Source organism: Halomonas sp. 11-S5, assembly GCF_029889825.1.
In the GTDB taxonomy this organism is placed as follows: domain Bacteria; phylum Pseudomonadota; class Gammaproteobacteria; order Pseudomonadales; family Halomonadaceae; genus Halomonas.
In genome coordinates this window covers 1-26,051 of record NZ_JARANW010000007.1, presented here as the reverse complement: position 1 = coordinate 26,051, position 26,051 = coordinate 1, and the positions used below count along the sequence as shown (strand labels likewise).

Sequence of the window (26,051 nt, the reverse complement as noted above, 5' to 3'; positions counted from 1 at the left end):
GAATCAGGCTCCCCACAGAACGGTGATGCCCCAGACCAGGAACACGAAGATGGCCAGGATGATGATGAGCTGGACGGCGATACGCACGCCGGTCGACTTGAGATAGTCAGTGGTCACGGTCCACAGGCCGACCCAGGCGTGGGCACCCAGCGAGATGAAGGCCAGCAGCGAGAAGATGCGCATCCAGGTCTGGGTGAAGAGACCGCTCCAGGCCGCGTAGTCCAGGCCGGGGCTGAGCAGCAGGAAGCCGACGATAAAGAGGGTATAGAGCGCCAGGATGACGGCAGAAACGCGCTGGAGCAGCCAGTCGGAGAGACCGCTGCGCCCGAGATTCGTGATGTTGGTTACCATACCCAGACTCCAGCCAGAATGATCAGGACCACGCTTACCACCACGGTGATCTGCGCTTTCTTGACGCCCCCCTCGAGGGTCACGCCGATATCCATGTCCATCAGCAGGTGCTTGATGCCGGCCACGAAATGGATGGCCAGAGCGGACAGCAGTCCCCAGGCGATCAGCTTGGCCAGGAAGTTGTGGGCCAGGGTGTCACTCACGGCCGCGAAACCGGCCGGCGAGGAGAGCGACGTGTCGAGCGCCCAGAAGGCGAAGATCAGGCCGATGAAGAGGATGACGCCGGTGATGCGATGAGCGATCGACGTCAGGGCGGGAAGGGGAAACTGTATCGTGGACAGATCCAGATTTACGGGTCGTTTGCTATTCACGGCTCTACACACTCTCTTGGCCCGCTGTTCGGTCGTCGGACAAGGCCCGAGCGGGCGGTGGTTTCGGGAAGGGACACGATCGTGGCCGAGTTGGACACGATCACCGGTTCCTGCCAGTCGCGCGCTAAGATTATAGGGACATCCCCCTGCCATGACAAATGGACACAGAACGTACTCGACCATGGTGGAAGGCCGATTTCTCGGCGCTGGCGGCGTTTACCCAGGCACCTGGAGGCGTTGACCGGGGCCATGACGCGCCGCCATGGTGCAGAGCACCATTTTCTCTACAACAACCATCCATTTAACAGGCTAATGTACAACACTGACCGCACAATGGTGGAATTGACAATCGCTGGCACGCTTCTATAGTGGGCAAACCTTTTCGCCGGTACCATCAGCGAAATAACGACTTATCGTCCCACCATGAACTCGAGAGGAGGCCAGCATGGCTGACAGGAAAGCGACATTGACGGTAGACGGTCTAGAAACGCCGATCGATCTGCCGATCTACTCTGGCACCCTCGGCCCCGACGTCATCGACGTTCGTGGCCTCAGTGCCGAAGGCCTCTTCACCTATGACCCCGGCTTCATGGCAACCTCCTCCTGCCAGTCGGCGATCACCTTTATCGATGGCGGCAAGGGGGTGCTGCTGCACCGCGGCTACCCGATCGATCAGCTGGCCAAGGAATCCAACTTCGTCGAGCTGTGCTACCTGCTGATGTTCGGCGAGCTGCCCGACGACACTCAGTACGCCGACTTCAAGTCCCGCATCACCAACCACACCATGGTCCACGACCAGATCAACAACTTCTTCAAGGGCTTCCGCCGCGACGCCCACCCGATGTCGATCCTGTGCGGCGTGGTCGGTGGCCTGGCCGCCTTCTACCACGACCACCTCGACATCAACGTGCAGGAGGACCGCGAGATCAGCGCCATCCGCCTGATCGCCAAGATGCCGACCATCGCCGCGATGTCCTACAAGTACAACATCGGCCAGCCGTTCAACTACCCGCGCAATGACCTGAGCTATGCAGAGAATTTCCTCTACATGATGTTCAGCAATCCTTGTGAGCCGTACAAGATCAACCCGGTCTACGCCAAGGCCATGGACCGCATCTTCATGTTGCATGCGGACCACGAGCAGAACGCCTCCACCTCCACGGTGCGCCTGGCAGGCTCCACTGGCGCCAATCCCTTCGCCTGCATCAGCGCCGGTATCGCGGCCCTCTGGGGCCCAGCACACGGCGGCGCCAACGAGGCGGTGCTGAACATGCTCGACGAGATCGGCGACGACTCCGAGGAGAACATCCAGCGCTTCGTCGACAAGGCCAAGGACAAGGAAGACCCGTTCAAGCTGATGGGCTTCGGCCACCGCGTCTACCGCAACTTCGACCCGCGCGCCAAGGTGATGAAGGAGACCTGCGACGAGGTGCTGGCCGAGCTGGGCCTGGCCGACGACCCGCAGCTGAAGATCGCCAAGCGCCTGGAACAGATCGCCCTGGAAGACGAATACTTCATCGAGCGCAAGCTCTACCCGAACGTCGACTTCTACTCCGGCATCATCCTCAAGGCCATGGGCATCCCCAAGAACATGTTCACGGTGATCTTCGCCGTGTCCCGCACCATCGGCTGGATCTCCCACTGGCACGAGATGATCAGTGAGCCGTACAAGATCGGCCGCCCGCGTCAGCTCTACACCGGCCATGCCCAGCGCGACTACCCCACCCGCTAAGCGCCGACAGCAGCGCTCACGCCTGCTCCACCAGGAAGGCCGCCCGAGGGCGGCCTTCCGCGTTTTCGGGCCACGGCGGCCGCTCTTTGGCTTAGTACCGAAACACCAGAACCTTCATTTATTCAGGTTGACTTTATTACGGAATCGCCCTCTCCTCCGGCGCCGCCCGTTTTCCACACATTCTGTGGATAAGCCTGTTAAAAACCTCTCGAAAAGGTCGCAGAATCGCCATGAGAGGCGGGGCCGGCTTAGATTGATCAATTTTTGATCTATTGTAAACTATTGAAATAAAAGAATTAAATCGGGAGGCCAGTAACCATGCGGGTTCGCGGCGAGACTGTGCACAGGTCGACCCGAGGGGTACGGAAAAGTGGACAAGTCAAGGGGCATGTCAAGCCGATATCGACCTGATTGCCAAGGCCGCAGCGACGGGCCATCCGGACACGTCGAAACGCCAGGCGAACACGCAGGCCTGCTGATCAGGAAAAAGCATGAGAAAGGGTAACGCGGAGAAGGTGGCGTCCCATAGGGGGTTCGAACCCCTGTTACCGCCGTGAAAGGGCGGTGTCCTGGACCACTAGACGAATGGGACGCAGCATCCTCGATGGCGAGATAATGGTGGAGCCTAGCGGGATCGAACCGCTGACCTCGACACTGCCAGTGTCGCGCTCTCCCAGCTGAGCTAAGGCCCCGTATCTCTCGAAGACGGGGCGTAGGTTACTGATAAGCCCCGCCTTCGTCAACCCCCTCGTGCTTCGCACGAGAGTTTTAAGCTATAAGCCTGAAGCTGGAAGAAGGTCATCACCTATGTCGGTGCTCCTGCCAGGCCTCGGCAACGTCGCTACTGTCCTTGCCGAGGTTTTCTTAAAGCTTACAGCTTACGGCTTACAGCTCTCTGTATTCCTTCTCGAAGCGCTTCGCCTGCTTCTTCGAGACGCCGCCCAGCACCTCGATGGCATGGCGCAGGCGCGCCCGCGTCATGTCGGACCCCAGTATTGCCATGGCGTCCATCACCGAGGTGCTCGACGAGGAGCCGGTGATGGCGATGAACACCGGGGCCAGGAAGGCCTTCATCTTCAGCTCGAAGTGGCCGGCCAGCGCCTTGACCTCCTCCAGCAGCACCTCCTTGTGCCAGGCCGGGACGCCCTCGAAACGCCACACCAGGAACTGCAGCAGTTTGAGCAGTTCCTCGCGGGAGAGCTTGACCTCGTCGAAGCTCTCCTCCTCGATGGCCGGCAGGCCAGAAAAGAAGTGACCCGCCAACGGCACCACCTGGGAGAGCGTCTCAACCCGCGGGCGCACCTGGGGCAGGATCCGGCTGACGTACTCCTCGTTGAAGGCCCACTCCATCAGCGCCGCGAGGAAGGCCTTGTCGTCGAGCTCCTCGCGGATGTAGACGCCGTTGAGCCAAGTCAGCTTCTCCAGGTCGAACACCGGCCCGCCCAGTGACACGCGCTGGATATCGAAGTGGCTCATCATCTCGTCGAGGCTGAACTTCTCGCGCTCGTCGGGCATCGACCAACCCATGCGGCCCAGGTAGTTGATCACCGCCTGGGGCAGGAAGCCCATGCGCCGGTAGTAGTTGATGGAAGTCGGGTTCTTGCGCTTGGAGAGCTTGGACTTGTCGGGATTGCGCAGCAGCGGCATGTGGCAGAGCTGCGGCATCTCCCAGCCGAAGTACTCGTAGAGCAGCTGGTGCTTGGGCGCCGAGTTGATCCACTCCTCGCCGCGCAGCACGTGGGTGATGCCCATCAGGTGGTCATCTACCACGTTGGCCAGGTGGTAGGTGGGCATGCCGTCAGACTTGAGCAGGATCTGGGCATCCACCTGGGCCCAGTCGACCTCGATCACGCCACGCAGCATGTCATCGATCACGCAGCTGCCGGTGGCGGGCACCTTCATGCGCACCACGTAGGGCCAGCCCTCCTTCTCCCGGCGCCCCTGCTCCTCAGCGGGCAGGGCGAGATCGGAAGGCTTGAGGGCCAGGTGCATGCCGGCGGCCTTGCGGGTCTCGCGCAACTCGTCGAGTTCCTCGCTGGTGCGGTAGCACTTGAAGGCATGGCCGGCCTCGACCAGCTGACGAGCATATTCCCCATAGATGTCGCCGCGCTCGCTCTGGCGGTACGGGCCATGGGGGCCACCCACGTCGGGGCCCTCGTCCCACTCCAGCCCCAGCCAGCGCAGCGAGTCGAGGATCATCTGCTCGGATTCGGCGGTCGAGCGCACCCGGTCGGTGTCCTCGATGCGCAGGATGAACTGGCCGCCATGCTGGCGGGCGAAACAGAGGTTGAACAGGGCGATATAGGCGGTGCCCACATGGGGGTCGCCGGTGGGTGACGGCGCGATACGAGTTCGTACGGTCATGTCGTCCTTGGTCCTGTCGATGGTGTGGGGCTTGCCCTGCCGGGCGGGCGAATGCCCGCATTATACGCACCTGGCCGGCGCCGGGCAGCCGTGGCCGGGAATAGGGCAGAATTAACGTTGATGCGTGCCCTTGCACGCCAAGAACCGATCACAGATGATCAGCCAACTCATTTACCCACAGGATGCTGCAATGGATACACTCGGCCCGCGGATCAAGGAACTTCGGCTGGAGGCCAAGCTCAACAAGGCGGCCCTGGCACGCAGGGTCGGAGTGTCCGATGTGACCATCTCCTATTGGGAATCCGGCGCCATCCGGCAGATCGGCCACGAGCGGCTGGTGGCCCTGGCCCAGGCACTGAACTGCCCGCTGTCGCGGCTGCTCGAGGAAACGGGCGCTCAGGCCTCGCCGCTCTACCTGCGCAGCCGCCCGCCGCTGCCCTGGCAGGATGGCCGGCAAAAGGGCATCGACCTGCCGATCGAGATGGTGCCCGGCCAACGCTGGGACGGCGACTGCCACCTGGTCACCCCCGCCCCGGGCGAGCACTTCGACTTCCTCGCCGCGGGAGATCTGGTCGCCATCGCCCCCAGCGACATCTTCCGCCAGCCCGGTCTCTATCTCATCGACGATGACGGCACCCTGGCCATCCGCCGGGTCGACCAGGCCGCCACCGGCGAGCTGATGTTCCATCGCGAGAACAGTGACGAAGCCATGCCCTGGACCCCGGCCTGCCGCCTGGTCGGCAAGCTGGTGGCCCACTGGCGCGTCCAGCCGCTGTGAGGGATCACTCCACTTCCATCACTTCGACGTGATCGAGGGTGCGGCGCGTCTCGCTGCCTACCAGGAAGCGCTGGCTGTAGCTGGCCACCCGCCCCAGGCCATGACGTGACTGCTGCACCAGGGGCCCGCTGAGATGCTCATTCTGCGCGCCCAGGCGCTCACGCACCGACCGCGGCTGCACGCTTCCCTCCTGCACATCGACCGTGACGCGATAGCCGCCATCCGGTAACCCGCTGCCGGGCCCGAAGGGGCCGGCCACGAAGCCACCCTCCTCCACCGACACGCGTTCGCGCCAGCGCACCCCGCTGAGCTCGCGCTCCACGATGACCTGCAAGCGGGTCGTCTCGGGCAGATTGGTCTCACCCTCCACCGTCAGGCGCCGGTCGCTGCCCAGGCGAGACGAGATATCGATCATTACCGTCTGGTCGAAGGGCGGCACCTCGGGTGCCTCGGGCGTTGCCTCCGGCGGCGGCTCGCGGCTCTCGGCCGCGGTGCTCGTCTCGGCCGGCTCGGACGCGGCCTCCTCCTCGCCACCATTGCAACCGGCCAGCCACACCAGCAGCAGGCCTGCCCCCATTGCTCGATACCACGCTGTCATGCACGCCTCCCGCCCAGTCGATGAGAGGCCAGACTACCATCATTTTCGGCCACGACGCGTGCGCTCAGGGCCGCTCGGCACAGTCGTGACAGAGCGTGGTATAGGGCACCGCCGCCAGCCGGCGAGCATCGATGGGCTCGCCGCACTGCTCGCAGAGATCGCCCTCGCCGTCGTCGATGCGCTTGAGCGCATGCACTACCTGGCGCAGTTCGTCCTCGGCCTCCTGCTGCAGAGCCTCGATCACGTCATCGTTCTGCAGCTCGATGGACTGGTCCTCCATGTCCTTGTCCAGCGGACCGCCCCGCTGCTCCTTGTGGGCCTTGTAGCGGTCGAACCGATCGATCAGCTCGTCGCGCAACGTCTCCAGTTCCTGCTTCCGTTCTGCCATGACGTCGTCTCCTGTCATTGCCGGCAGTGCCGAAGGGGCACCGCCCTGCTCCCTCTCTCAAGCCATGCCCAAGGCGTCATAACCCTCCTGGGTAAGGCTGACGGACTCGGGTGCGTCGCTGCCCCGCGTCCGATCGACCGTGATCAGTCCCCTGGCTTCCAGGTCGTCGATGTCCTCCATTACCTCCTCCAGCAGGCTGTCCTCGCCCGGGTGACCGAAGGGGGCGGCCAGCGCCCCGCCGTGCTGCAGCACGCGGGCCAGCAGCTCCATCTGATGCTCGGTGAGATCGCCGCTCATGCTCTGCTCCTCCTGATGGTGATGTGAATATCGATCAGTATGGACGAAGGACGCCAGGTGCGGCCTCTGCCTCCTCCCCTGCCATGTCGGGATGGAGGAAACATCACACAAGGCATTGACGGCGGGCGCCAACCGTGACACTGTAGCGCCAGTTGGTTAGCAAGATGCATATTGTCAGTAGTAGTCGAATCCTTTCGGTTGTCTGGTTATATCCCCTTGTTTGACCCACTAGCACTCGGGGCATTACCCGGTAATTCGTAACAAGCGCATAGCGCGAAAGGAGACAGAATATGTCTACTGGCACAGTCAAGTGGTTCAACGACGCAAAAGGCTTCGGCTTCATCACCCCGACCGACGGTGGCGATGACCTCTTTGCCCACTTCTCCGAGATCAAGGCAGACGGCTTCAAGTCCCTCCAGGACGGCCAGCAGGTCTCCTTCGATGTGGTTCAGGGCAAGAAAGGCCTGCAGGCTTCGAACATCGAAGTCATCTGATCGGCCGATCAGACAGACCTATCGCGTCGCAAGACGCCGAGCACCAAGGCCCGCTGATGCGGGCCTTGGTGTTTCTGCATGTCGGGTTTCGTGCACCAGGCAAGGACCGCCAGGCTTGCGGGCATATCACCCTGCCAGCATTGGCCAGAAATTGACCAGTGCTGATAGAATACCCGCCTTCCCGACCGACACTCCCGTGATGCCGATGCTCCAGCTCGACCGCACCTTCTCCGTGGCCCCCATGATGGATTGGAACCCACGCCAGAAATAACGGGCATTACAGCCATCCTGTAGCAAATTCGCAGCAACGCGAAACAGTTTTCCCCTCTCTGAGCCATCGGCCGCGACGCCTGAGCGTTGCGCGCTGATATCATCCGGCGCTATCATTGTCGAATGAAAACCAAGCACCGGAAGACCCTGGCGGCCGTCTATCGTCATCCCACAGCCAGCGGGATCGTGTTCGCCGACATCGAGGCGCTTGTCGTTGCCCTGGGCGGCGAGGTGCGGGAAGGCGACGGGTCGCGCGCCGCCTTCGAGCTGGGCGACGGTGGCCGGCTCTACCTGCACCGCCCCCACCCCGGCAAGGAGGCCAAGAAGTATCAGGTCGAGGACGTGCGCGCCTGGCTGGACGAGAGAGGAATCAGACCATGACCAACGTGATCAAGTATCAGGGCTACACCGCCCGTATCGAGTTCGACGCCGAGGACGAGGTGTTCGTCGGCCACGTGCTCGGGATCGCCGACCGCATCAGCTTCCACGGCGAGAGCGTCGCCGAGCTGACCGACGCCTTCCATGTGGCCGTCGACCACTACCTTGAGGACTGCCGCGCCACCGGCCGCAAGCCGCTCAAGCCGGCATCCGGCCGGGTGCTGCTGCGCATCCCTCCCGAGGTGCACGCCGCTGCCAGCATCGCCGCGCAGGCCTCCGGCAAGAGCCTGAACCAGTGGGCCGCCGACGCCATCGCCCGTGCCGCCGGTGAAAACGGTTCGCACCCAGGACATTGAGCCCGGGATACCACCATGACCGCCGAAGATGGTCAGAAATGACCCCGTCTTGCTAGAATGCCGGTCCTTCCCCGCACATACCCCGTGATATCGAATGCCCCAGCTCGACCGTACCTTTTCCGTGGCACCCATGATGGATTGGACAACAAAGCCCACATGGCGCGGGTTTCAGGCGTGGGTGGTACAGCAGCGGTACACTAAAGCGGAATTAGGGCATTTGCCACGACGTGCATCTCTGCGGCGGTCCCTGCTAAACGAACGCCCTTTTTGGCCTTTTGGTGTATACGAAACTCTAGGCAACTCATCCCTTGGAAATCGCCCAGCCTTGAGCTTAAACCAGTGTCTTGATTTGAGGGTCCACTATACACTTAACCAAGTCGATATCCGCGTTAATAATAACATTTTAGTAGAGAGCGAAGGAGGTAAGTCCTTTGCAGTGCTGGGGTGTCTCTGAACGGTAACCACGACATAAAGGGCGGCTCACCCCCTTTAGGACGGCACCGTGGGACTCACATCTAATTTTACTCACCAGAGTTAGAACGCCGAGTTACTCATGCTCGATGGCTGAAAGTTGCCATTGGAGACACGCTTTAGAGTGTAGGTCATGTCGCTTGTGTAAACGTAATTACCCTGACGGGTGGTCTCATAAACTTCGTAATCAGGGTCCTTACTCGCTTGCATGTCTTGCAGAAAGCGTCCGCAGTCGTTGCTATAATTGCGACCGGTAGCATATTGGAACTGCAAGCTGCCGCTTGGCACCGAGGCACTCGCGGTAGCGCCGGCCCTCACGTACATAGCCAGTACCGTTTCCTGATTACGGTCCTTGAGCTTGACCACGGCATCGGTCCCGGGGGCGTTATGAATGGTTAACTTATGCTCACCACCACCGGTCGAGACGAGCATCTCGCCGTTCATTGGAACTGGCGAGGCCACAGTGCAACCTGTGTTGGCCAAGGCTTCCTGAGCCTCTACGGCTTCCGTCACGCGTCGATCCTGATCAACCATGTACCAGGCAAAGCCACCCAAGACAAAAACGAGGAGAAGTCGGAGTAGAATTGGCATCAGTCGTTACCATCAATTGTCTGTTGTGATGTCGTTAAGCATATAGGATAGCGCAGTTTTGGAGCTTGTCCTTAGCGACAGCCTGACAATTTTACCATGCGGCTGCTTTCGGTACTTGTCAACCTGATTCAGACAGATCGTTTGAAAATTAACGTCGGTATTGCTCGCCACCGAGCGTTGCAATCTGCCGGCTGACCGGAAGCCAAAACCATGAGCTTCGAGTTCCCGACGGCTAGGGCTACCTGGGCACCTGGGTGGCTAATCCGGCTTAGAGCTAGCCATGTCCTTCCACAATCTGTAAGTACAACAGTCGACTGCCCTGTTCCGAGCCGGTGAGCAGCTTCAAGCCATCGACAAGCTCCACTTTTGATAGGAGAGAAACAGCCTCTCCTGTCTCAGCGTTCTTGAGCTCGGGCATACGCTCGTTGACCAGGAACCAACGCCGCTGGTGCTGTACGAAGTATCCGACACGACTTCTATGCTCGGCCGGCAGACGCTCGTTGGGCGTGATCGTCCGATTGATGTGCCAAGGGAACAAACTTTGGTTGGAGTAAACCATCAGGCGATGGTTATCCGGCCGGTAGCGATCTCCACGCTTCGAGTATAGATTCATTACCGGCAGCTGACCCCGATAGGGGGTGCCACAGAAAGGACAGCGTGGCATCGTAGTATTGTCGAAGATGAACCAGCCTTGTTGGCAGTCGCTGTTCTGGCACGGCTGGACCAAGTCGACCGTCTTCACCAACGCTACCTCCCACTCATCGGCACTGGGCCGGCGGCGAGGATCATGCAGACCCTCAATGAAGGCACGGTCGAACATCTCCTTGAGATAAGGCCCGGTCACCGTGTAGGGAAGCTTGCTCGTATCCTTCCACGGCATTTCGGTCGGCTTGGCCTCAGCGAGATTGATCCGATTGCTGGTATCGCTCGGATGCTCGACGAAAAGCGCCTTCTCGCCCATAGTCAGGCGCTCGTCCTCTCCCGGCTCCTCGGCATGCACCTTTCGGCCCCGCAGTGGGTGCCGTAGCAACAGCAAGGTGTACACCATTACGGCGAGAGCGTGCCGATCGGTCAAGATGCTGGGTAAAGCCCGGTTCGGGTCAGTCTTCGACAAATGGCTAGTAACCACGCACTCCGGGGCAATGAAATCGGGAGTGCCCACTACCTCAGGCGGAAAGCGATCAGGCACCACGAGCCCGTCGACATCGATGATGCAAACGTGCCCTTTGGTCGGCGCCAGAAGGACATTCTTGTAGCTCAAGTCGCTATGCGCCAAGCCGGCCGCATGCAATCGCCGGATCGCGCGTGCCAGGCGGAGGCACAGCTGCAGATAGTTGAGCCAGTTGCCCCGCTCTCGCTCATCCAGGAACTTGAACTGGTTGTTGGGCGAAGCAAACCACTTGCCTTCCTTGTCCTTACCCTGGATCTTGAGCATGTCGTTGTTGAATGAACCATGCTCAAAAAAGAAGTGGTCCTGATAGAACGGCGCCACAACCCCGACCCGACCGTTATGTTCCACTGTGGAGGTGGGCCAGCAGAAAAGCTGGTCCCAGTAGGCACCCTGGGAATCATCGAAGATTCGCTGCCGATAAGTGCCCGTGATCATTTCCAAGCGCTGCCGCGCCGCATTATCAAGCTTGTTGCGGTAGAACGCCACTACATAGCGCTTATCGGGGCTGGCATAGACGTCCTTCATGCCCCCGGTGGCGATGATCCTGTCGCGAAACTGGACCTGCTCCCCGTTCGAGTCGATCAGAGTGACGATCGGTTCACTCATCTTTTTCACCTTTCTGCTCGAGCTTCGAAGTAGTGGAAGGCTCAGCGCTCTGCGTTGGCAGCTCAGAGGTTGCCTCAGGAGTGGCTGCGTCCACATCTGCGCTCGTCAAGACCAGCGAGGCAACGTCTGAGGCCGATTCCTGGCTTTCCCGATACAGCACCGCCACCGTGCGATCATCGTGGTGGCGCTCGATAAAGAAGTTGAGGTACTCGAGCAATGGATCCCGGGACTCCTCAGTGACCGGGGCACTGAGGGCTGGCGCCAATTCGTCGTAGAGCGCCCACCAACTAGCAGATTCCCGCATGTCATTTTCGGATTCGAACTTGGGATCTGTCACCCCATCAGTTGCCAAAATCAAGGCATCCAGCGAATCGAACACTCGGACCTTGACCCGTTGGTAGAGGCTCTGCCCTTCCTGGAACAGGGGCGCATCGAGAAAACGTGTCTGACCGACGTGCTGGCCCGAATCAGCATTGTTCATAAGCGTTGCCTGGCTACCATCCGTCAGCGCCGCGATTCCACCGTCGCCAATACCAAAGGTAATTACTACATGCCCCTGGAGGGTCTCCTTGTGCAGCGCCAGCAGTAGCGTTGTCGAAAAGGCCTTTAATGGGTGGCCGGAGGCCTTTGACTCGTTCCTGATCGCCAAATGTCCCTGATGCACGGACGTAATGACGGTGCTTTGGATAGTCATGACGAGCTCTTGAGGCATCAGGGAATGGTCACCACCTGTCCACCAGGCCAATACGGTTTCCTCGAGCTTGATCCCTGAATCGCCCTCAACGGCCTCAACCAAGGCGTCGCGTGCTTTCGTCGTCGCCAGCAGGCTGCCCTGTCGGGAGAAATCACAGGACCCAGCGCCATCCCCAACCAGTAACAGGTTCCAGCCAGATGCGGTGCGAGCGATCACTCCATGGTCATCGCGTTGCCCGCCACGATGGGCATGTGAGCGACCACGCTGCGACCCCATGGCCATGTGCCAACCCTCGCCGATGGCCAGCCGGTCGACCTCCACGTCAGGCTTGGCGTAGGGTGCATCGGGATCGGAGGAGAGATCTTTCCAGAGATCCCGAGAACTTGGAATCAGCGCCAGCTTAAGGGTGAGGTCCAAGACAGGCTCGCCCTGGCTATCGAGGCCGGACAACTGAATTTGTACCGATCCTGCCGCCGTTGGTGTGCCCTGCAATTGCCGCTCCTCAGACAACGTCATACCCGTACCACCATCGTCCTCAAGCACTAACTGAGGCGGCAGATCACCTATCACCTCACCGAGACTGATTTTATAGGCTTGCCCGGAGCGGCCGTTGGGTAAGTTCTCGGTGCGTCTCTGCACCGGGCACGGTGGCGGCTCTGTCAGCGGCGTTTGTGGAATTTCTCCCGGCTTTAGAGACGTAGAGTCCTGGTGATGGCCGTCGGAGTCATCGCTATTATGTTGATTCACTAATGTTTCCTCGCTAATAGCAATCCCCGGTGTAAAAGCCTCTTTGCTTTTTCCTGCAGTTGTGGCGTCATGCTCAGCCAGCTTTAAGTGAAGGTTTTCTCGCAAATCGTCGATCAACTCTGGCACGTCGGTTTCGTTCATCACGAGTGCCATATATTGATCCTTGAAGCGACCAAGCTCTCCGTGTAGCAGGCTGCATAAGACACGTGCGTAGTATTCTTGCGATCGTCTCACCCTTGCCCCCTGCCGATATCAAAGCTACTGCCGCCGCCCTTGCCAAACTCGATGGTGTCGGCACACCAGGGGCAGGTCTGTTCCCCGGGTCCGTTACAGCACATCAGCTTGCCGCAGCTACACATTGCAAACGAGGTGACCGCACCGCAATGCGGACACGGTGGTGCCCCCTCGAGCTGATCGCTGCTCACTGTGGAAGCGGCGCCGCCCTCGGAGGACCACTCGAAGTACTCTTCGCTCAACGGGTAGGCTCCCTCGAGCCCGTAGACCCCCTGGCCGGCCGGGGCGCCAAAATTACCCGGTACCGAAACTGCATTGTACTTGAGCAAGTACGGCTTCTTGTTGCGGTGGCAGCGACCTGTGAAAACTACGACTTGTTCATCGACCGGCGCAGAATCGCTGTCCTTGACCAAGCTAATGCCCGCTTCTCCGGCCTTTGCCAACGAGATGCCCGGAGCGCTTTTGCCCATATCGAGTGCCTGGCTCTGCGCGGCGACCGACGCCGAAACCCATTGGGCGAAACGACTCAGGTCATCACCACCGCCGGAATCCAAGGCCACAACATCATCGGTGAGTTGCTTGAGCACCCGTGTATCAGCACCACCTCCCAGAGTCACCGCAATCAGGTGAGCACGGCTGGCATACTGCTTGCGCCAGCGGCTTATTGCGGCATCAGTGCGATCAGTAGGACGGCCGTCGGTCAATAGGTAGATTACTGGCTCCCAGTCGCCACGCTGATCGGAGGTGGTCTTCTTGACCTCCACTTCGATGCGTGTCATAAGCTCATCTAGTGCCTCGCCAAGCGCCGTGCCGCCGCCCAGCGGTAAGCGCGGCGGGTAGAAGCTCATCAGCTCGACCAGCGGCACTACCATGCCAGCCTTCCCAGCGAAGGCGATCACTGAGATGTGCACGGTCTCCAAGGCATTGGGATCCTGGCGTAGCTGTTCGACAATCGACTCCATGGCTGATTGCAGCTGAGCTATCGGCTCGCCAGCCATGGATTCCGATACATCGAGCACGAAGAATATTGGTAGACGTCTCATCACAACCTCGCGTTAAAGGACGACCTGAACTTCGTCGGGTGGGGGCGGCAAGGTGATGTCTTCGCCGACGCCGTTCTGCTGGCCGCTGGCGTTGGCAGCGATAGAAGCCGATACCCATTGGAAATACGTGGCGAAGCTGGAGCTGTCCATGGTCTCGAGGCTCACCATCTTAGTCGCGAACTTTTGGAGATGGTCCTGCTTAGCCTTGGGGCCGGCGGCACAGGCGATTATTTCGGAGAATTTCATGCCCTTGATGCGCTGTACCGCCGCCTCGAATTCCATGAGATCCGACGGTGCGCCATCAGTCATGACGAATAGCATCGGCCGGAAATCACCCTTCTGATCGGCGGTCGAGGTAATAACGTCTCGCTCGACACAATCGCACACCTTGTTGAGGCCTTCACCCATGTGAGTCGCTCCTGAGCGGGGCAACTCGATGTCATTGACCTGAGCGCTTTCCAAGGACTGCAGGGGCAACAACTCCTTAACCTCGTTATCGAAGGTGATGAACGACAGGTACACGGTCTCAAGCGCGTAGGGGTCTTGACGCAGCGCGGTCAGCATTGCTGCTATGCCAACGTTGACCGACTGGATGGGTTCGCCGCGCATGGAGCCTGATGAGTCGATGAGTAGATAGATGGGTAGACGGCGATCCATGGTATCTCCTGATTCAGTCTTTGCTCAGATCGATGACGTTGATTTCCTTGGGCGGCGGTGGCAGCTCCGCATTACTATCGCCACCACCAGATTCAACCGACTGGCTCGTCATGCTGACACTCGATGAGACCCAGGCGAAGAAAGCGCGAATTGACTCAGCATCGTTGTTGTCCAGACGCATCACATCTGTCGCGAACCGCTTCAGGTCTGCGACTTCAGCCTCGGCGCCAGCGGCGCAGCCAACCAGTTTGGCCACGCTCACTCCCCTGATGGCCTGGATGCCGGCATCCAAGTCATCGTTGGCAACGCCGTCAGTGAACACGAAGACCAGCGGCCGCCAGTCACCCTTAGCATCGCTTGTCGAAGCCTGAACCTCCTGCTGAATCCGTTCGGCGGTGAGAGTCAGCGCAGCACCCAACGATGTCATGCCATCCGGCCTGAGGGTGGGCGGCTGGAACGTCATCAGATCGGAAAGCGGCACGGTGTGCTCAGCCTTCGAACTGAACTCGATGACCGATAGATACACCGTCTCCAGGGCGAAAGGGTCCTGGCGCAGCATGTCGACCAAGGCTTGCAGGCCCTGATTGACGGCCTCGATAGGCTCACCGGCCATTGAGTAGGACTTGTCGAGGACAAGGTATACGGGCAGTCTTCTCATGGTTTCCTCGTAGCTGTTTTTAGCTGCAAAACTGTGCTCGTGGTTCAGCGTAGTCACGTTACCAATCAGTCAAACTGTAGAAGCCGTCAGACCATTCACTGGAATTCTGGGCAAGTGAATTTGCCTTTTTAAATCAACTCACATTATTTTCGACCAACCTTCCACTTAAAACCGAAGCCATATTGTTCGTCAGCTACTTGATGCCCAGCGAAGTAGTTAACCTCTTTGGCGATGTTCAGCGATCCGTTACGGTTCTCCAACATCGCGATAACGCAGAAATTCTGATCACTCCCAGTGGCGTCCATACGAATCTCGATTTCCGGTTGTTCGGGCGTGCTGATCACGACTCTTCCATCCGTCTGCGCCCAGTTGGGCACCCCTTCGTAGATGAAAGCGAAGATCATTACACGCTTGATATCGTTCCAGTGTTTGCCATTAATATAGAGACTCTCGCCAGTATTCACCGCGCCGGTGCGATCGTCACCATCGAGGAACATGTAAGGGGCGCTATCGAGGCTACCGAAGTTATTCCCCAAAGCTTGAACGATGCCCTTGGAACCGTCCCGAAACTCATACATGCAGCCCAGATCGAGATCGATGCCGCCCTTGTTGCCACTCATGAGCGAGCCGAGCAGTCCTTTTTTGACAGCGCCGCTGCCCTGATTCCAGTTCAGGTTGACATGGATCTTACCGAACGAGTTCGACTTTTTTTCGAGTGAGACCGTGTCCCCTTTCTTCTCCAAGGTAATCTTGCTGAGGCTGATCGGTCTCTTCTCCACGGGCTTGGGCGGAGGTGATGGTGTCCGCGCGCCCTGGCCAGCACTAGCGTCGACCTCAACGCCGAAATGCTCAGCGAGTGGCGCCATGCCACCGGTAAAGCCTTGATCGACCACTTTCACTTTCCAGTCACCATTGCGACGATAAATTTCGCTGACGATCAGCGACTTCTCGGAGCGTCCTGAGCCTTGCCCGGTGAACTCGAAGTCATCGCTATCGCCAAAAATCCGGAAGTGGTAGCCGCTCGCCAGCGCCGATAGGCTCTGTTCAACCGTTAGCACAAAGACGATTTTTTCCAAATGCGGCGGCACTTTGCTCAGATCGACACTAAAAGTTGACCCGTCCTTCTGTATCAACGCGCCAGAGGTATGCTGGGGCTGGTTGAAAAAAATGAAATCGTCGTCGGACGAAACTTTACCATTAGTTGCAAGTAAAATAGCCGACGCGTCCAGATTGGCTGACGGCGCATTAATAACGTTTAGCTTGAAGGTCAGGTGTGTGTTGGAGAGCTTGGCATTCTGCCCAGCGACAAGAGTGGTACCCATTGTGAAGCGCATCCTATGTTATGATGATATTAGCTGGCTTTTCAGCTGATGTGCTGCGTATCACGTATTAAGTAATATACCGAATGCTTTGTTATTTTGTATAATCTCGTACATCACGTATAAACAAGTTCTTATGCACTATCATGTTTTTAATAATTTTATCTTTTAGTCGTACCGCTACGTCTAGTAATTTTTTCGATACATCGCGCCTTTTTGTTACGGTACTAGACCGGCATTAAGTAGTTCATTTATAACTTTTCAGGTCACGCATCCTGGTCCAGGTTATCATTCTGTTGGGATAGATCATTAATGCGGTAACATTGATACCTGCCTCCGGCGGCAGCACGATCGTCGCGTCCTGTCTGAAATTAGGAGAGAGGTATTCGTCTCTATTGTCAGATCCATGATGATAGAGTCCCGTCACGCTGATGTTGAAAAAGGGGCCCGCATTGCGGGCCCCTGAGCTATGCCTTCAGCCGACGTTCACTCCAAAAGAGCTTGCAAGCGGGTGGAGGCCACCACCGAAACCTTGGCCGATAGCCTTGAATTTCCACTCGTTACCGTGGCGGTATACCTCGCCAAAGATCATTGCGGTTTCCACGCTGTAATCCTCACTGAGGTCATAGCGCGCAAGTTCCTTATCGTCTTCGGCATTCACGATACGCATGAATGCGTTGGAAACCATGCCGAAATTCTGCTGGCGGCTTTCAGCGTCATGGATCGTAACCGCGAAGGCAAGCTTCTTCACATCGGCGGGTATCTTCGAGAGATCGATTTTGACCTGCTCATCGTCACCTTCGCCTTCGCCCGTCTTGTTGTCACCCTGGTGTTCGACCGAGCCATCGGCGCCGGTCTTATTGTTGTAGAACACGAAGTCTACGTCACTTCGGACCTTGCCATCTTCGCCGCAAATGAAAACAGAAGCATCAAGGTCGAATTCTTTGCCATCCGTCACGCGCGGGTCCCAACCGAGTCCCACGATCACGTTTTTGAGGCCGGGGGCCTCCTTGCTAAGTGAGACATTGCCTCCTTTGGAAAGAGAAACTGCCATGTCTAGCTCCTTTTCTTGAGTTGAGTCGGTGAGAAGAAATACCCAACCCGGATGATCCGGGTCAAGCGATGTATCACGCCGTAGCGTTGATGCCGTAACGCTGGCACATGGCCATCAATCCACCGGCATAACCCTGACCGATGGCGCGGAATTTCCATTCACCACTGTGACGGTAGACCTCGCCGAACTCCAACGCGGTCTCGGTAGAATAGTCCTCCGTCAGATCGTAGCGGACGATCTCATTGCCAATCTCATTGTTTACAACGCGGATAAAGGCGTTTTGAACCATGCCGAAATTCTGCTTACGATTTTCAGCCTCATGAATGGTCACCGTCACCACAAGCCTCTGGATGTCGGAAGGAACATTTTCGAGGTCGACCTCGATCGCCTCATCGTCGCCCTCACCCTCACCAGTACGGTTGTCCCCGGTATGAACCACCGAACCATCGGCAGATTTGAGCTGCCCGTAAAAAATGAAATCGGCTTCTCCACGCACCTTGCCCTCGGCTGTCACCATAAAGACAGATGCATCGAGGTCGAAATCATTGCCGGACGTGGCTCGCTCATCCCATCCAAGTCCGATCAGGATTTTCTTGAGTCCGGGATCAGTCTTAGACAAGGAAATATTTCCACCCTTGGAAAGAGATAGTGCCATTGAAGTGTCTCCTTTCATGAAATATTGAAGCGATGCTTCAGGGGACGACGGCGACGAGGCTCTCTGCCACCGTGTATTGCGCGATGATGAAGGCAAGGTAGCAAGCCGCCATCACCCCGCCTGCAATGGGGCCAATCTTGCCCACAAAGAGTAAGAAGGCAGCAAAAACAAGTGTAACCACTACGACAGCGAGCATGTCAAAAGACGCAAAACGCGGATCTATCAACAATGGCCTTGCCACAGCAGAGATCGCCATTACCGAGAGGATGTTGAATACGTTGCTGCCGATGATGCCGCCAACGATCATATCGTTCTGTCCTTTCCGGGCGGCGGCGACACACGCGGTAAGCTCGGGCAAAGATGTCCCGAAAGCAATTAGAGTCATGCCTATCACGGCTTCCGGAACTCCTAGCGCCACGCCACCGGCGACCGCCCCCTGAACCAGTATCTCGGATCCGACGAGCAAGGTCAGGATTCCGACAAGTAGCATCAGCCCGGGAAAACGGCCACCGGCATCGTGCTCTTCGACCTCATCGATATCGAGCTTGCTGGCCTTGTATTGGTAGAACACATAGCCAGCAAGAGCGATCACCATGACAATACCACCCCAAGTCGGCAATATTCCTGCAAGGATCGCCGCAACCATCGCTGCAGTGGCAACAAGCATCACTATCGTGTCCAGACGCACTTCAGACCGATTGAATACTACCGGCGCAATCATGGCAGATACCGCAACCACCATGAAGACATTGGCAATATTGGAGCCAATAACGTTGCCGACGGAAATACCTGGGAAGCCGGACAGGTTAGCATTGACTGAAGTGAAGAGCTCCGGCGCCGAAGTTCCAAAAGCGACCACCGTGGCGGCGATAAAGAGCTTTGACAGGCCTGATCGCCGTGCGACCGTTACCGCATTGTCGACGGTCCAATCGCCACCCTTAATGAGCATCCAGACGCCAAAAGCAATTGCGCCAAGAGCAATAAGTGTGAGTTGGTAAGTCGTGAGTTCATGCATGTTTTTTCCTGGTATTAAAAAAATACAAGCGGACTTTATTAGCTAGCAAAAACAATCCAGTCGAGGTCAGAGGTCAGAGGTCAAATTCTTCGGCATTTAGGCCGAGTTCTTGTGCGATTTCGCGTACCACCGACTTTTCATCTTTATCGAAATCTCCATCAGCAGCACCAATGGCACAGACGACACGTACCAAGACCCTAGCCTGATCATCCTTGCCACGAATCTTGCTGATTGTCTTAAGAGCGTTTGCTTTGCCAATTGCATGATCAAATTCAAAATCTCCAACTGCCTTGTTGAAAACCTCGATGACCTGTCGGATATCGAAATGTTTCAGTTCGTCGGAACGCTCCAGGAACGCCGCCATCTTCTGCTTTTCGGAAGCATCGACCGTCCCGTCGGCCGCGGCAACCAAGGCACACCCGGAGACCACGGCCTCCATGAAGTCTCGGTTCTTGAACTTCGACACTTCAGCGGCAAGGTTTGCCCGTGCCTTCGTGACGTTTTCTTTCAGCCAGTTCATAGGCATACTATTTTCTCCTGCTTGATGAAAAGCCCTTCGGTTGAAGCGCCGTCTTGTTAAATCACTGATACTGCGTCCTGGACGAGATCCTTGACGGTGCGACCCGTGCAGGGCTTGCCGTGGGCGGTCATCGTCCAGCCGTCAGCGGTCTTTGTCATCGATGCCATGATGACGCCGGTATGTGTACCCTGATCTGTCAGGGTATAGCGGCACAATTCTTCATTATTTGCCTCATCCACGAGACGACAGAAGGCATTCTCAACCTCGTTGAAGGTCTGGCCACGGAAACTGTTGACTGTGAAAACTAGATGAGAAACATTCGTAGGTAGTTTCGTCAGCTCTGCATAGATGACTTCGTCATCACCCTCACCTTCACCGGTCAGGTTGTCGCCGCCGTGGCGGATCGCGCCGTCCTTCGACTTAAGCTGATTGAAGCTGACCGTGTCGACAGCCGACTTGTTTGCATCAAGCAGAATCACGCTGGCATCGAGATCGATATTGTCTCCGCCGCCACCACCGAGCAGCTTCCCAAGAAAGCCACCGCTTTTCTTCTTAACCGGATCCCATCCAAGACCCATAAAGACTTTGCTCAGACCTGAGCTGCCAGTTTTGGCCAGGGAAATGGTCTGACCCTTGCTGAGTGAAATTGCCATCGTCGTGTTTCTCCTTTTAAACTATGATAAGTATACTTGTTAAATGCAAATTAAGCGGGTTGAGTGAAACGTACCTAGACCGAAGGTCTACAGTCCTTATAAAGTTTTTCACGAAGAGCGCTTGGTTATCCGAATGCAATTTTACTTTCCCGTGGCGATTCTTCCTCGGAAACACCGAATATCTCTTCGCGCGCCATCGTTCGCTCCGCCCAGGCGCGATGCGTCGCCGGCTCGCACATGACACCGCCAAATTGGAAAACCGCACGTGCCTGGGAATCAAGAGCCGCGCGGGCCTGTTCGATATCTTCGCTAGATACTCGGAAAGCTTCATTTATGACAGGTGTCTGAGCAGGATGAATCACGGTTTTTGATATAAAGCCCGCTGCCACGTCCCGATCGACTTCTCGCCGCAATGTCTCGAGATCATCGATTACATCATAGACCGGGGCGGCGACCGGGTAGCCTGCGGAAATCAAAATACTGGAGGCCATTGACAGAATCCAGCCGAGAGGTCCCTCCCAAGAAGTGACGCCGCGTGCACGCCGCAACGCAAGAGCCGAAAGCAGATCGTTTCCACCCAAACGAATTGCTGCGATCCGGGAAGCGTCATTCGGGTGATCATCGAGAATATCCCGGATGGCGCAGATCCGGCCGGGATCGAAGAAAGATGCGCTCTCCAAAGTGGGCATGACGGAGAGGTTTGCATCCCGTGTCATTTCGAGCCAATCAGGTAAGGTTTCCGGCATTACCTTCGGGGCGACGATCCCCTCGATCGCGGTCCCAGCCGCCCGAGCGCACAGATCGCGTCCCATGTTCATGTCGCGAGGCCGCAGAAATGCGCGCACCGGAAGACGGTTGGGGAGATCACTGATGAGCCGGACGAGCCGACTGAGACCGTCCGGAACGTCCCTTTCTGCGAGTGCGTCTTCGAGACAGAGCACGATGGAAGAGGCCGGTGCAGGTACGCAACCGTTCAGAATGTTCGCAACCTTCGGATGTAGGACGGGCATGTAAAGCGTTGCCCCGAGGGAGTAGGCGTCGAAACGATGCATCTCAGGATATCTTCTCGATAAGTGTGATCGCTCTGTAGGGACCGGTGACCTCTGCGTCCACTTCCGTCTCGACCCCGTCCTGCTGACAAAGGTGCAGCAGAGCTGCAAGATCGGGATCCTCCGCGTCACGCAGGAAAACCTTACGCGGCCGGCGGCGCAGGACCGCTCGGGTGGCCTCGGCGATCCCGGGCTTGATTCGATTGAGGTTATCAACCTCGTGATGATAAGCGATTGCACCCACGCACTTCGCGGCCTGCGCACGCAGATGCACGCAACACTCAGTGGTCCGCTCCACCGGACTCGCCCTCTCGAGGACCGCATCAAACGTGGCCATGACCCGTTCGATAAAATCGCGCGAACGGTCCAGATCAGCGAGATGATCTACCGTCATCGCACCATGGAAATCGCCCGGACCCAAAATATCTGATCTCAGGATCGAGCGACTTATGAGACCGGAGACGTTGGCACCGAGGATCCCGCTCGGGATGAGCCAATCTTCGTGCGACCCTGCAAGCCAAGCGTGGCCGGACGGGTCGGCTAGCACCACGAGGCGGGGAGGTTGCCCGGACATCGACTTCCAGGCCTTCGTGAGTTCGCCGGCAATTGCACCTTTGCCGGTCCAGCCATCCACGAAGAGGATGTCCGCATTAGGCCGTGCACCACAGACATATTCCATCGCGACCGGGTCGAGTCCGCGGTCGCGGATGATCGATACCCCGTAATGGGTGACATCGACGTCGAGCTTTACCAGCGCGCGGCGTAGGAGAACACCGTATGGTACGCCAGCGCGCACGAGAGAGCAGAGCGAGATCTGCTGAGCGAGATCGCCGCAAGCGATCTCATTCCTGATCCTTAGCGCGATCCGGGCGATGTCGAAGGCGATGCGTACGAGGTGACGGCCGAGCGCGTTCTCGTAGATCTGCATGTAGCGCGCATCGGGGCGCCGCTCTTCAGAGATCATCTCTGAGTAATGCGCCTGTCCGGACTGGATCAGGCGTTCTTTCTCGGCCACGTCCGTGGGGGCGATCTTGATAGGCGTCAGCAGGAACGTAACGTCCTCAGGGTCGTAGCTGTACCGGATGGTCTTAGACACATCGAGCATGTTTAACCCCTTCTGATGGCGGTATCGAGCTGAGATCCTGGCGGGATCATCATCATATCGGCCAGTCCCATGAAGGGCAGGTCCGTAAGACTGTCGCCCATCGCAATGATTACCCCGTCCCGGATCTCCGGATTCCTGTCGATAAGGTGAGCCACAGCCGCCATCTTCGAGATGCCCCGAGGGGTAAAGCTCATATTGTTACCATTGCGATGGTATAGAAATTCTTCCCCAGTAATCGAGCAGAGTGGCTCACGCAGGTCATCGAGCCAAGCCTCCTCGCCGTTGGACTTTACGCAGAAATAGACCGGCCGCCCTTCTTCCCGGACAATCCAGTGCCGGAAACGGCCATCCGTATTATGTGAGCAGGTTAATGCATCTAGAGTTTCCAAGGTTGTATGAGATGCCTTCGAAATTTGTGTGATATGCCTCGACCACTCGGAGTCAGCATGATCCTCGGGATTGAGAATAACAGCACCGTTTGCCGCAACCTTCCAGTTCTTGAACGGAATTCGGCAACGGGAGAGCGCGTCTGTCGAACGGGCCGTTACCGGAACCATGCGAGTGGACTCCAGAAGCCATTGTGTCATTGATGCCTGTGATTCGGTCATATAGGAGTGATGGCCGTTGGTCGCCTCTGCGGCGAGGTGGGACTCACAAACGGGCTCGGTTATCTTTCGCGCAGTTTGGAACAGCGTATCGTCAAGATCTGTAAAAAGAACAGGGCGACGGGCCGAGTTGCACAGGCCGGGTGCCTCGCTGTCGGATCTAATCATGGCGCGACGTCTTTACTCATGAGGGTGATTTGCTGGAGTCCGTCGACGATCCAGCCCCGACCCAATGCGGATCTCAATTCTGCAGGGACACCAGAAAGACCGGTTTCCGTGAACAGGATGACCTCATCCCACTCGGAGGGATCGACGTTGTTGAGATACATGTTGATCCCGAGCCCATAGTGATCCGGAAAGCTGATCTGATTTTTGATGACCGGGCCTAGCAGAACCGGAGACCTGGTCGTTGAAATTAAACTGGCTTCGTGACCATTTTGTGAAATTCGCTCTGCCGCAAGAAAAGGGTGCCAGACATGCTCGCCGGTACCGACCACGAGTACCCGAGCCGCGGGTTTAAGCAGAGGCAGAAGTCGAAGGTCGACATGTTCAGCCCATGCCTTGTTGTCGCGCGCCATGTCGTGAGAGCTAAGTCCAAATCGCGGCACACCAAAGGACTCGGCAGATTCAGGAACCCAAAACGGGCAGCCCGGAGGACACCTCGGAGGGAGAGGGTGCGGCTGTATGCCGGGGGATGGTGACCAGGTGTAGCTTCCTGAAAGAAGCGAAACAGCATTCACTGAGGCGTCAGGGAGAGCATCCCGTACAGCCGTGATACAGTGCTTATCTGACCAGTCGGTCAAGGTGACGAGAACGACCCGCGCCACCGTTACGCCAGCCCGGAAAAGCTCTAGGGCAAGTCCCTTGAACGTGTTGCCTGTTGTGGTTTCGTCATCCACGAGAACCAGTGTGGCATCATTACCAACCGGAAGGACGCCCGCCCTGGGTGGTAGAATAACATGATCAGCTGCGTGTGAATGATCCTCGCGGGTCTTCATCCAGGGTATGACCCCTTCAGGGCACAACCGAGTTGTGGGAAGGTACCCCATCGACCGGCCCGGACATTTTTGACGCAGACCTTCAAAGACGCCAAGGCCAAGTCCTACTGCGGTTTCAGCATAACTCATCACCAAAATCGGCCCCGAACCCAGGTGAGGAAGCACGATATCAGCAAGTTGGTCCAAAGCCGCACGGTGCGTGAACGTAGTCACGGGGATATGCCGACCGAGAATTGTAGAGACAAAAAGAAAGGCCCGCTTGGGGTTCTGTCGCTCCGCGATCCGAAAAAAATCACTTAATGGCCGGGTATTCCGGCCTTCAATCTCGAGCGTCAAGGTCCCCGTGCTTAAAGTATGACGAGTCACGTCTGGCTGCCAAGATTCAGCCTTCTCACCCTCGGCATCTCCTATATCACTTAAATGAAGACTGTGCTGCGCGGAAGGCACGGTCATTTCGCCGATCTTCCGTCATCGTGAGATGATCCGTCGTTACGACCCTTGCCCGAGCCATTGCCTGACAGGAATTCATCGCGCACACGCCGACCTTCATCATCACTTCGGCGCGCCGAGCGATCTTGCTCAGCCAGTGACTCCTGTTCCGCGCGCTCCTCCTCAATCGCCACGCGGCGAGCGGAAAGACGCTGGCGAAAGCCGCGAACCCGCCAGGCAATATAAGTAGCTCCGCCAGCCAGCAAACTCAGTACGATAATGTTGAAGAGCGGGAAGTGCCGGTAACCCGGATCGTCAACCTTCCAGACATGCACTGCGTTAGGAAACATCGAGAAGATCGGCACACGCCAACCGTAGTGTCGGACCGCCGCAAGGCTCTGCTCGTTTTGGGCGATAGAGCGGGCGCGGGTATGCAAATCAGAGCTGTCGAACTTACCGTAGACAAGCGCATCCTCGTTGCGGTAGTTGCGTGGATCTCCATCTTTGCTTTCAGCAAGTATGAAATACACGTCAGTCGTGCGTACAGACCCATCGTTAACGGTATCCTGCGTGCCCTCTTGCGTATCGACGCGCTTAACGTCCGTTCCTATAAGCCGCACGACGTCAACCTGGGGCAGGGCATAATGCAGGGCTGCGCCGATTACGACCATCATCACGCCAAACAGCGTGTATCTAAGGCGCTTCATTGACAATTTCCTTTTCGTGGTGGTCTAGGGATATTCACCAGGTAGGCCTGCAAACGGGGATGGCGAGATTTTTCTTGTGTAATCAAAAAATTCAAGCCATAGAACATTCCAGGAAACCTCTCACCATGTGCAAAACACTAACGCCTTGGTCGCCCGCCTGCAACGACTCGATCAAGGTCCAATTGAGCGGTGATGGCACCAACAGCGACAACGGTGACTTTCTGCTGCGTAAGCCCTCTGCAGTAGTGCCGCCATAAACTAGCTCAATGTCAACCGGGTCGATCGGCCCCACCCGTTACGTATCTATAGTGGACCCTGAAATCCAGACACTGGTTTAAGCTATCGCCTGGCCGATTTCGAAGGGATCGATGATGTCGAATCAGAAACGCAACACCCACTCCCCGGAGCTCAAGGCCAAGGTGGCCCTGGAAGCGATTCGCGGGCTGAAAACAGCCAACGAGATCGGGCAGGACTACGGCGTTCATCCGGTACAGGTCAGCCAATGGAAGAAGGCCCTGCTCGAGGATTCCTCGACGCTGTTCGACAAGAAGCGGGGGGCCAAGCCGAAGGCCGAATTCCAGTCGGATGAGAAGCTCTACAGCGAGATCGGCCGGCTGAAGATGGAGCTTGACTGGCTCAAAAAAAAGTCCGGGATCAACCTGCCATGACGCGTCACAGTTGGATCGATCCTTC

At 57.5% G+C, this 26,051-nt stretch carries 28 protein-coding genes, 2 tRNA genes and 1 pseudogene; 6 read left to right on the top strand and 25 right to left on the bottom strand.

Going from position 1 to position 26,051, the window contains the following annotated elements:
• Nucleotides 1–3 precede the first annotated feature (3 nt).
• The gene (gene sdhD, locus OP497_RS07350; protein WP_280547553.1) at nt 4–351 is read right to left on the bottom strand and encodes a succinate dehydrogenase, hydrophobic membrane anchor protein; all 348 of its coding nucleotides are present in this window, start codon (nt 349–351) and stop codon (nt 4–6) included.
• The gene (gene sdhC, locus OP497_RS07345) at nt 345–722 is read right to left on the bottom strand and encodes a succinate dehydrogenase, cytochrome b556 subunit (RefSeq protein ID WP_280547552.1); all 378 of its coding nucleotides are present in this window, start codon (nt 720–722) and stop codon (nt 345–347) included. Before sdhC ends, sdhD begins: the two co-directional genes overlap by 7 nt.
• A 445-nt stretch (nt 723–1,167) precedes the next feature.
• Between sdhC and gltA the strand changes: the two genes are divergently transcribed.
• On the top strand, nt 1,168–2,454 hold the full coding sequence (gene gltA / locus OP497_RS07340; RefSeq protein ID WP_280547550.1) for a citrate synthase: 1,287 nt from the start codon (nt 1,168–1,170) through the stop codon (nt 2,452–2,454).
• A 516-nt stretch (nt 2,455–2,970) separates the two neighbouring features.
• On the opposite strand, the gene OP497_RS07335 is transcribed toward gltA, so the two are convergent.
• The 3 genes from OP497_RS07335 to gltX form a co-directional block, all read right to left on the bottom strand.
• A tRNA-Glu gene (locus OP497_RS07335) sits at nt 2,971–3,046 on the bottom strand.
• Between the two features lie 24 nt (nt 3,047–3,070).
• Nucleotides 3,071–3,146, bottom strand: a tRNA-Ala gene (locus OP497_RS07330).
• A gap of 193 nt (nt 3,147–3,339) precedes the next feature.
• The gene (gene gltX, locus OP497_RS07325) at nt 3,340–4,818 is read right to left on the bottom strand and encodes a glutamate--tRNA ligase (RefSeq protein WP_280547547.1); all 1,479 of its coding nucleotides are present in this window, start codon (nt 4,816–4,818) and stop codon (nt 3,340–3,342) included.
• A 190-nt stretch (nt 4,819–5,008) separates the two neighbouring features.
• Between gltX and OP497_RS07320 the strand changes: the two genes are divergently transcribed.
• The gene (locus tag OP497_RS07320; protein ID WP_280547543.1) at nt 5,009–5,596 is read left to right on the top strand and encodes a helix-turn-helix transcriptional regulator; all 588 of its coding nucleotides are present in this window, start codon (nt 5,009–5,011) and stop codon (nt 5,594–5,596) included.
• Between the two features lie 4 nt (nt 5,597–5,600).
• On the opposite strand, the gene OP497_RS07315 is transcribed toward OP497_RS07320, so the two are convergent.
• From OP497_RS07315 to OP497_RS07305, 3 genes are all read right to left on the bottom strand, one after another.
• Nucleotides 5,601–6,194, bottom strand: coding sequence for a hypothetical protein (locus OP497_RS07315; protein WP_280547542.1), 594 nt, complete (start codon nt 6,192–6,194; stop codon nt 5,601–5,603).
• Nucleotides 6,195–6,258: 64 nt separating this feature from the next.
• Nucleotides 6,259–6,582, bottom strand: coding sequence for a TraR/DksA C4-type zinc finger protein (locus OP497_RS07310; protein WP_280547541.1), 324 nt, complete (start codon nt 6,580–6,582; stop codon nt 6,259–6,261).
• A 57-nt stretch (nt 6,583–6,639) separates the two neighbouring features.
• A complete protein-coding gene (locus tag OP497_RS07305) occupies nt 6,640–6,879 on the bottom strand; it encodes a hypothetical protein (protein WP_280547538.1) in 240 nt (79 codons plus the stop codon).
• 290 nt (nt 6,880–7,169) lie between these two features.
• Between OP497_RS07305 and OP497_RS07300 the strand changes: the two genes are divergently transcribed.
• The 3 genes from OP497_RS07300 (at nt 7,170) to OP497_RS07290 (ending at nt 8,377) form a co-directional block, all read left to right on the top strand.
• Complete coding sequence (locus tag OP497_RS07300; protein ID WP_089714596.1) at nt 7,170–7,373, top strand: cold-shock protein; 204 nt, start codon at nt 7,170–7,172, stop codon at nt 7,371–7,373.
• Between the two features lie 393 nt (nt 7,374–7,766).
• Nucleotides 7,767–8,024 carry a type II toxin-antitoxin system HicA family toxin gene (locus OP497_RS07295; protein WP_280547534.1) on the top strand — a complete coding sequence of 86 codons (258 nt, stop codon included), beginning with the start codon at nt 7,767–7,769 and terminating at the stop codon, nt 8,022–8,024.
• Nucleotides 8,021–8,377 carry a type II toxin-antitoxin system HicB family antitoxin gene (locus OP497_RS07290; protein ID WP_280547532.1) on the top strand — a complete coding sequence of 119 codons (357 nt, stop codon included), beginning with the start codon at nt 8,021–8,023 and terminating at the stop codon, nt 8,375–8,377. Before OP497_RS07295 ends, OP497_RS07290 begins: the two co-directional genes overlap by 4 nt.
• A 534-nt stretch (nt 8,378–8,911) precedes the next feature.
• On the opposite strand, the gene OP497_RS07285 is transcribed toward OP497_RS07290, so the two are convergent.
• The 17 genes from OP497_RS07285 to OP497_RS07205 form a co-directional block, all read right to left on the bottom strand.
• Complete coding sequence (locus tag OP497_RS07285) at nt 8,912–9,439, bottom strand: hypothetical protein (protein WP_280547530.1); 528 nt, start codon at nt 9,437–9,439, stop codon at nt 8,912–8,914.
• Between the two features lie 274 nt (nt 9,440–9,713).
• Nucleotides 9,714–11,216, bottom strand: coding sequence for a lipopolysaccharide kinase InaA family protein (locus OP497_RS07280; RefSeq protein WP_280547528.1), 1,503 nt, complete (start codon nt 11,214–11,216; stop codon nt 9,714–9,716).
• On the bottom strand, nt 11,209–12,810 hold the full coding sequence (locus OP497_RS07275; RefSeq protein WP_280547526.1) for a protein phosphatase 2C domain-containing protein: 1,602 nt from the start codon (nt 12,808–12,810) through the stop codon (nt 11,209–11,211). The genes OP497_RS07280 and OP497_RS07275 overlap by 8 nt, the downstream gene beginning before the upstream one ends.
• 77 nt (nt 12,811–12,887) lie before the next feature.
• Nucleotides 12,888–13,934 (bottom strand): TerY-C metal binding domain-containing protein, encoded by a 1,047-nt coding sequence (locus OP497_RS07270; RefSeq protein WP_280547525.1) that lies wholly within the window; start codon nt 13,932–13,934, stop codon nt 12,888–12,890.
• A 12-nt stretch (nt 13,935–13,946) separates the two neighbouring features.
• The gene (locus OP497_RS07265) at nt 13,947–14,591 is read right to left on the bottom strand and encodes a VWA domain-containing protein (protein ID WP_280547524.1); all 645 of its coding nucleotides are present in this window, start codon (nt 14,589–14,591) and stop codon (nt 13,947–13,949) included.
• A 13-nt stretch (nt 14,592–14,604) separates the two neighbouring features.
• Complete coding sequence (locus OP497_RS07260) at nt 14,605–15,249, bottom strand: VWA domain-containing protein (protein WP_280547523.1); 645 nt, start codon at nt 15,247–15,249, stop codon at nt 14,605–14,607.
• 143 nt (nt 15,250–15,392) lie between these two features.
• Complete coding sequence (locus tag OP497_RS07255) at nt 15,393–16,571, bottom strand: TerD family protein (RefSeq protein ID WP_280547521.1); 1,179 nt, start codon at nt 16,569–16,571, stop codon at nt 15,393–15,395.
• A 472-nt stretch (nt 16,572–17,043) separates the two neighbouring features.
• Complete coding sequence (locus OP497_RS07250) at nt 17,044–17,622, bottom strand: TerD family protein (protein ID WP_280547519.1); 579 nt, start codon at nt 17,620–17,622, stop codon at nt 17,044–17,046.
• A 73-nt stretch (nt 17,623–17,695) separates the two neighbouring features.
• Complete coding sequence (locus OP497_RS07245) at nt 17,696–18,277, bottom strand: TerD family protein (RefSeq protein WP_280547517.1); 582 nt, start codon at nt 18,275–18,277, stop codon at nt 17,696–17,698.
• 37 nt (nt 18,278–18,314) lie between these two features.
• Nucleotides 18,315–19,292 carry a calcium/sodium antiporter gene (locus OP497_RS07240; RefSeq protein WP_280547514.1) on the bottom strand — a complete coding sequence of 326 codons (978 nt, stop codon included), beginning with the start codon at nt 19,290–19,292 and terminating at the stop codon, nt 18,315–18,317.
• Between the two features lie 73 nt (nt 19,293–19,365).
• Nucleotides 19,366–19,818: a tellurite resistance TerB family protein gene (locus tag OP497_RS07235; protein ID WP_280547513.1), complete on the bottom strand. Its 453-nt coding sequence runs from the start codon at nt 19,816–19,818 to the stop codon at nt 19,366–19,368.
• 50 nt (nt 19,819–19,868) lie between these two features.
• On the bottom strand, nt 19,869–20,465 hold the full coding sequence (locus tag OP497_RS07230; RefSeq protein WP_280547511.1) for a TerD family protein: 597 nt from the start codon (nt 20,463–20,465) through the stop codon (nt 19,869–19,871).
• A gap of 125 nt (nt 20,466–20,590) precedes the next feature.
• Complete coding sequence (locus tag OP497_RS07225) at nt 20,591–21,517, bottom strand: HpcH/HpaI aldolase/citrate lyase family protein (protein WP_280547509.1); 927 nt, start codon at nt 21,515–21,517, stop codon at nt 20,591–20,593.
• A gap of 1 nt (nt 21,518) precedes the next feature.
• Entirely contained in the window at nt 21,519–22,619 is a 1,101-nt protein-coding gene (locus OP497_RS07220) for a cysteine protease StiP domain-containing protein (protein WP_280547507.1), read from the bottom strand.
• Between the two features lie 2 nt (nt 22,620–22,621).
• Complete coding sequence (locus OP497_RS07215) at nt 22,622–23,392, bottom strand: hypothetical protein (protein ID WP_280547505.1); 771 nt, start codon at nt 23,390–23,392, stop codon at nt 22,622–22,624.
• Entirely contained in the window at nt 23,389–24,675 is a 1,287-nt protein-coding gene (locus OP497_RS07210) for a phosphoribosyltransferase domain-containing protein (RefSeq protein ID WP_280547503.1), read from the bottom strand. Before OP497_RS07210 ends, OP497_RS07215 begins: the two co-directional genes overlap by 4 nt.
• The gene (locus OP497_RS07205; RefSeq protein ID WP_280547501.1) at nt 24,672–25,358 is read right to left on the bottom strand and encodes a DUF1523 family protein; all 687 of its coding nucleotides are present in this window, start codon (nt 25,356–25,358) and stop codon (nt 24,672–24,674) included. Before OP497_RS07205 ends, OP497_RS07210 begins: the two co-directional genes overlap by 4 nt.
• Before the next feature lie 371 nt (nt 25,359–25,729).
• On the opposite strand from OP497_RS07205, the pseudogene OP497_RS07200 reads away from it, so the two are divergent.
• Nucleotides 25,730–26,005 (top strand): annotated as a pseudogene (locus tag OP497_RS07200) (IS3 family transposase); the annotation flags it as partial.
• Nucleotides 26,006–26,051: the final 46 nt, after the last annotated feature.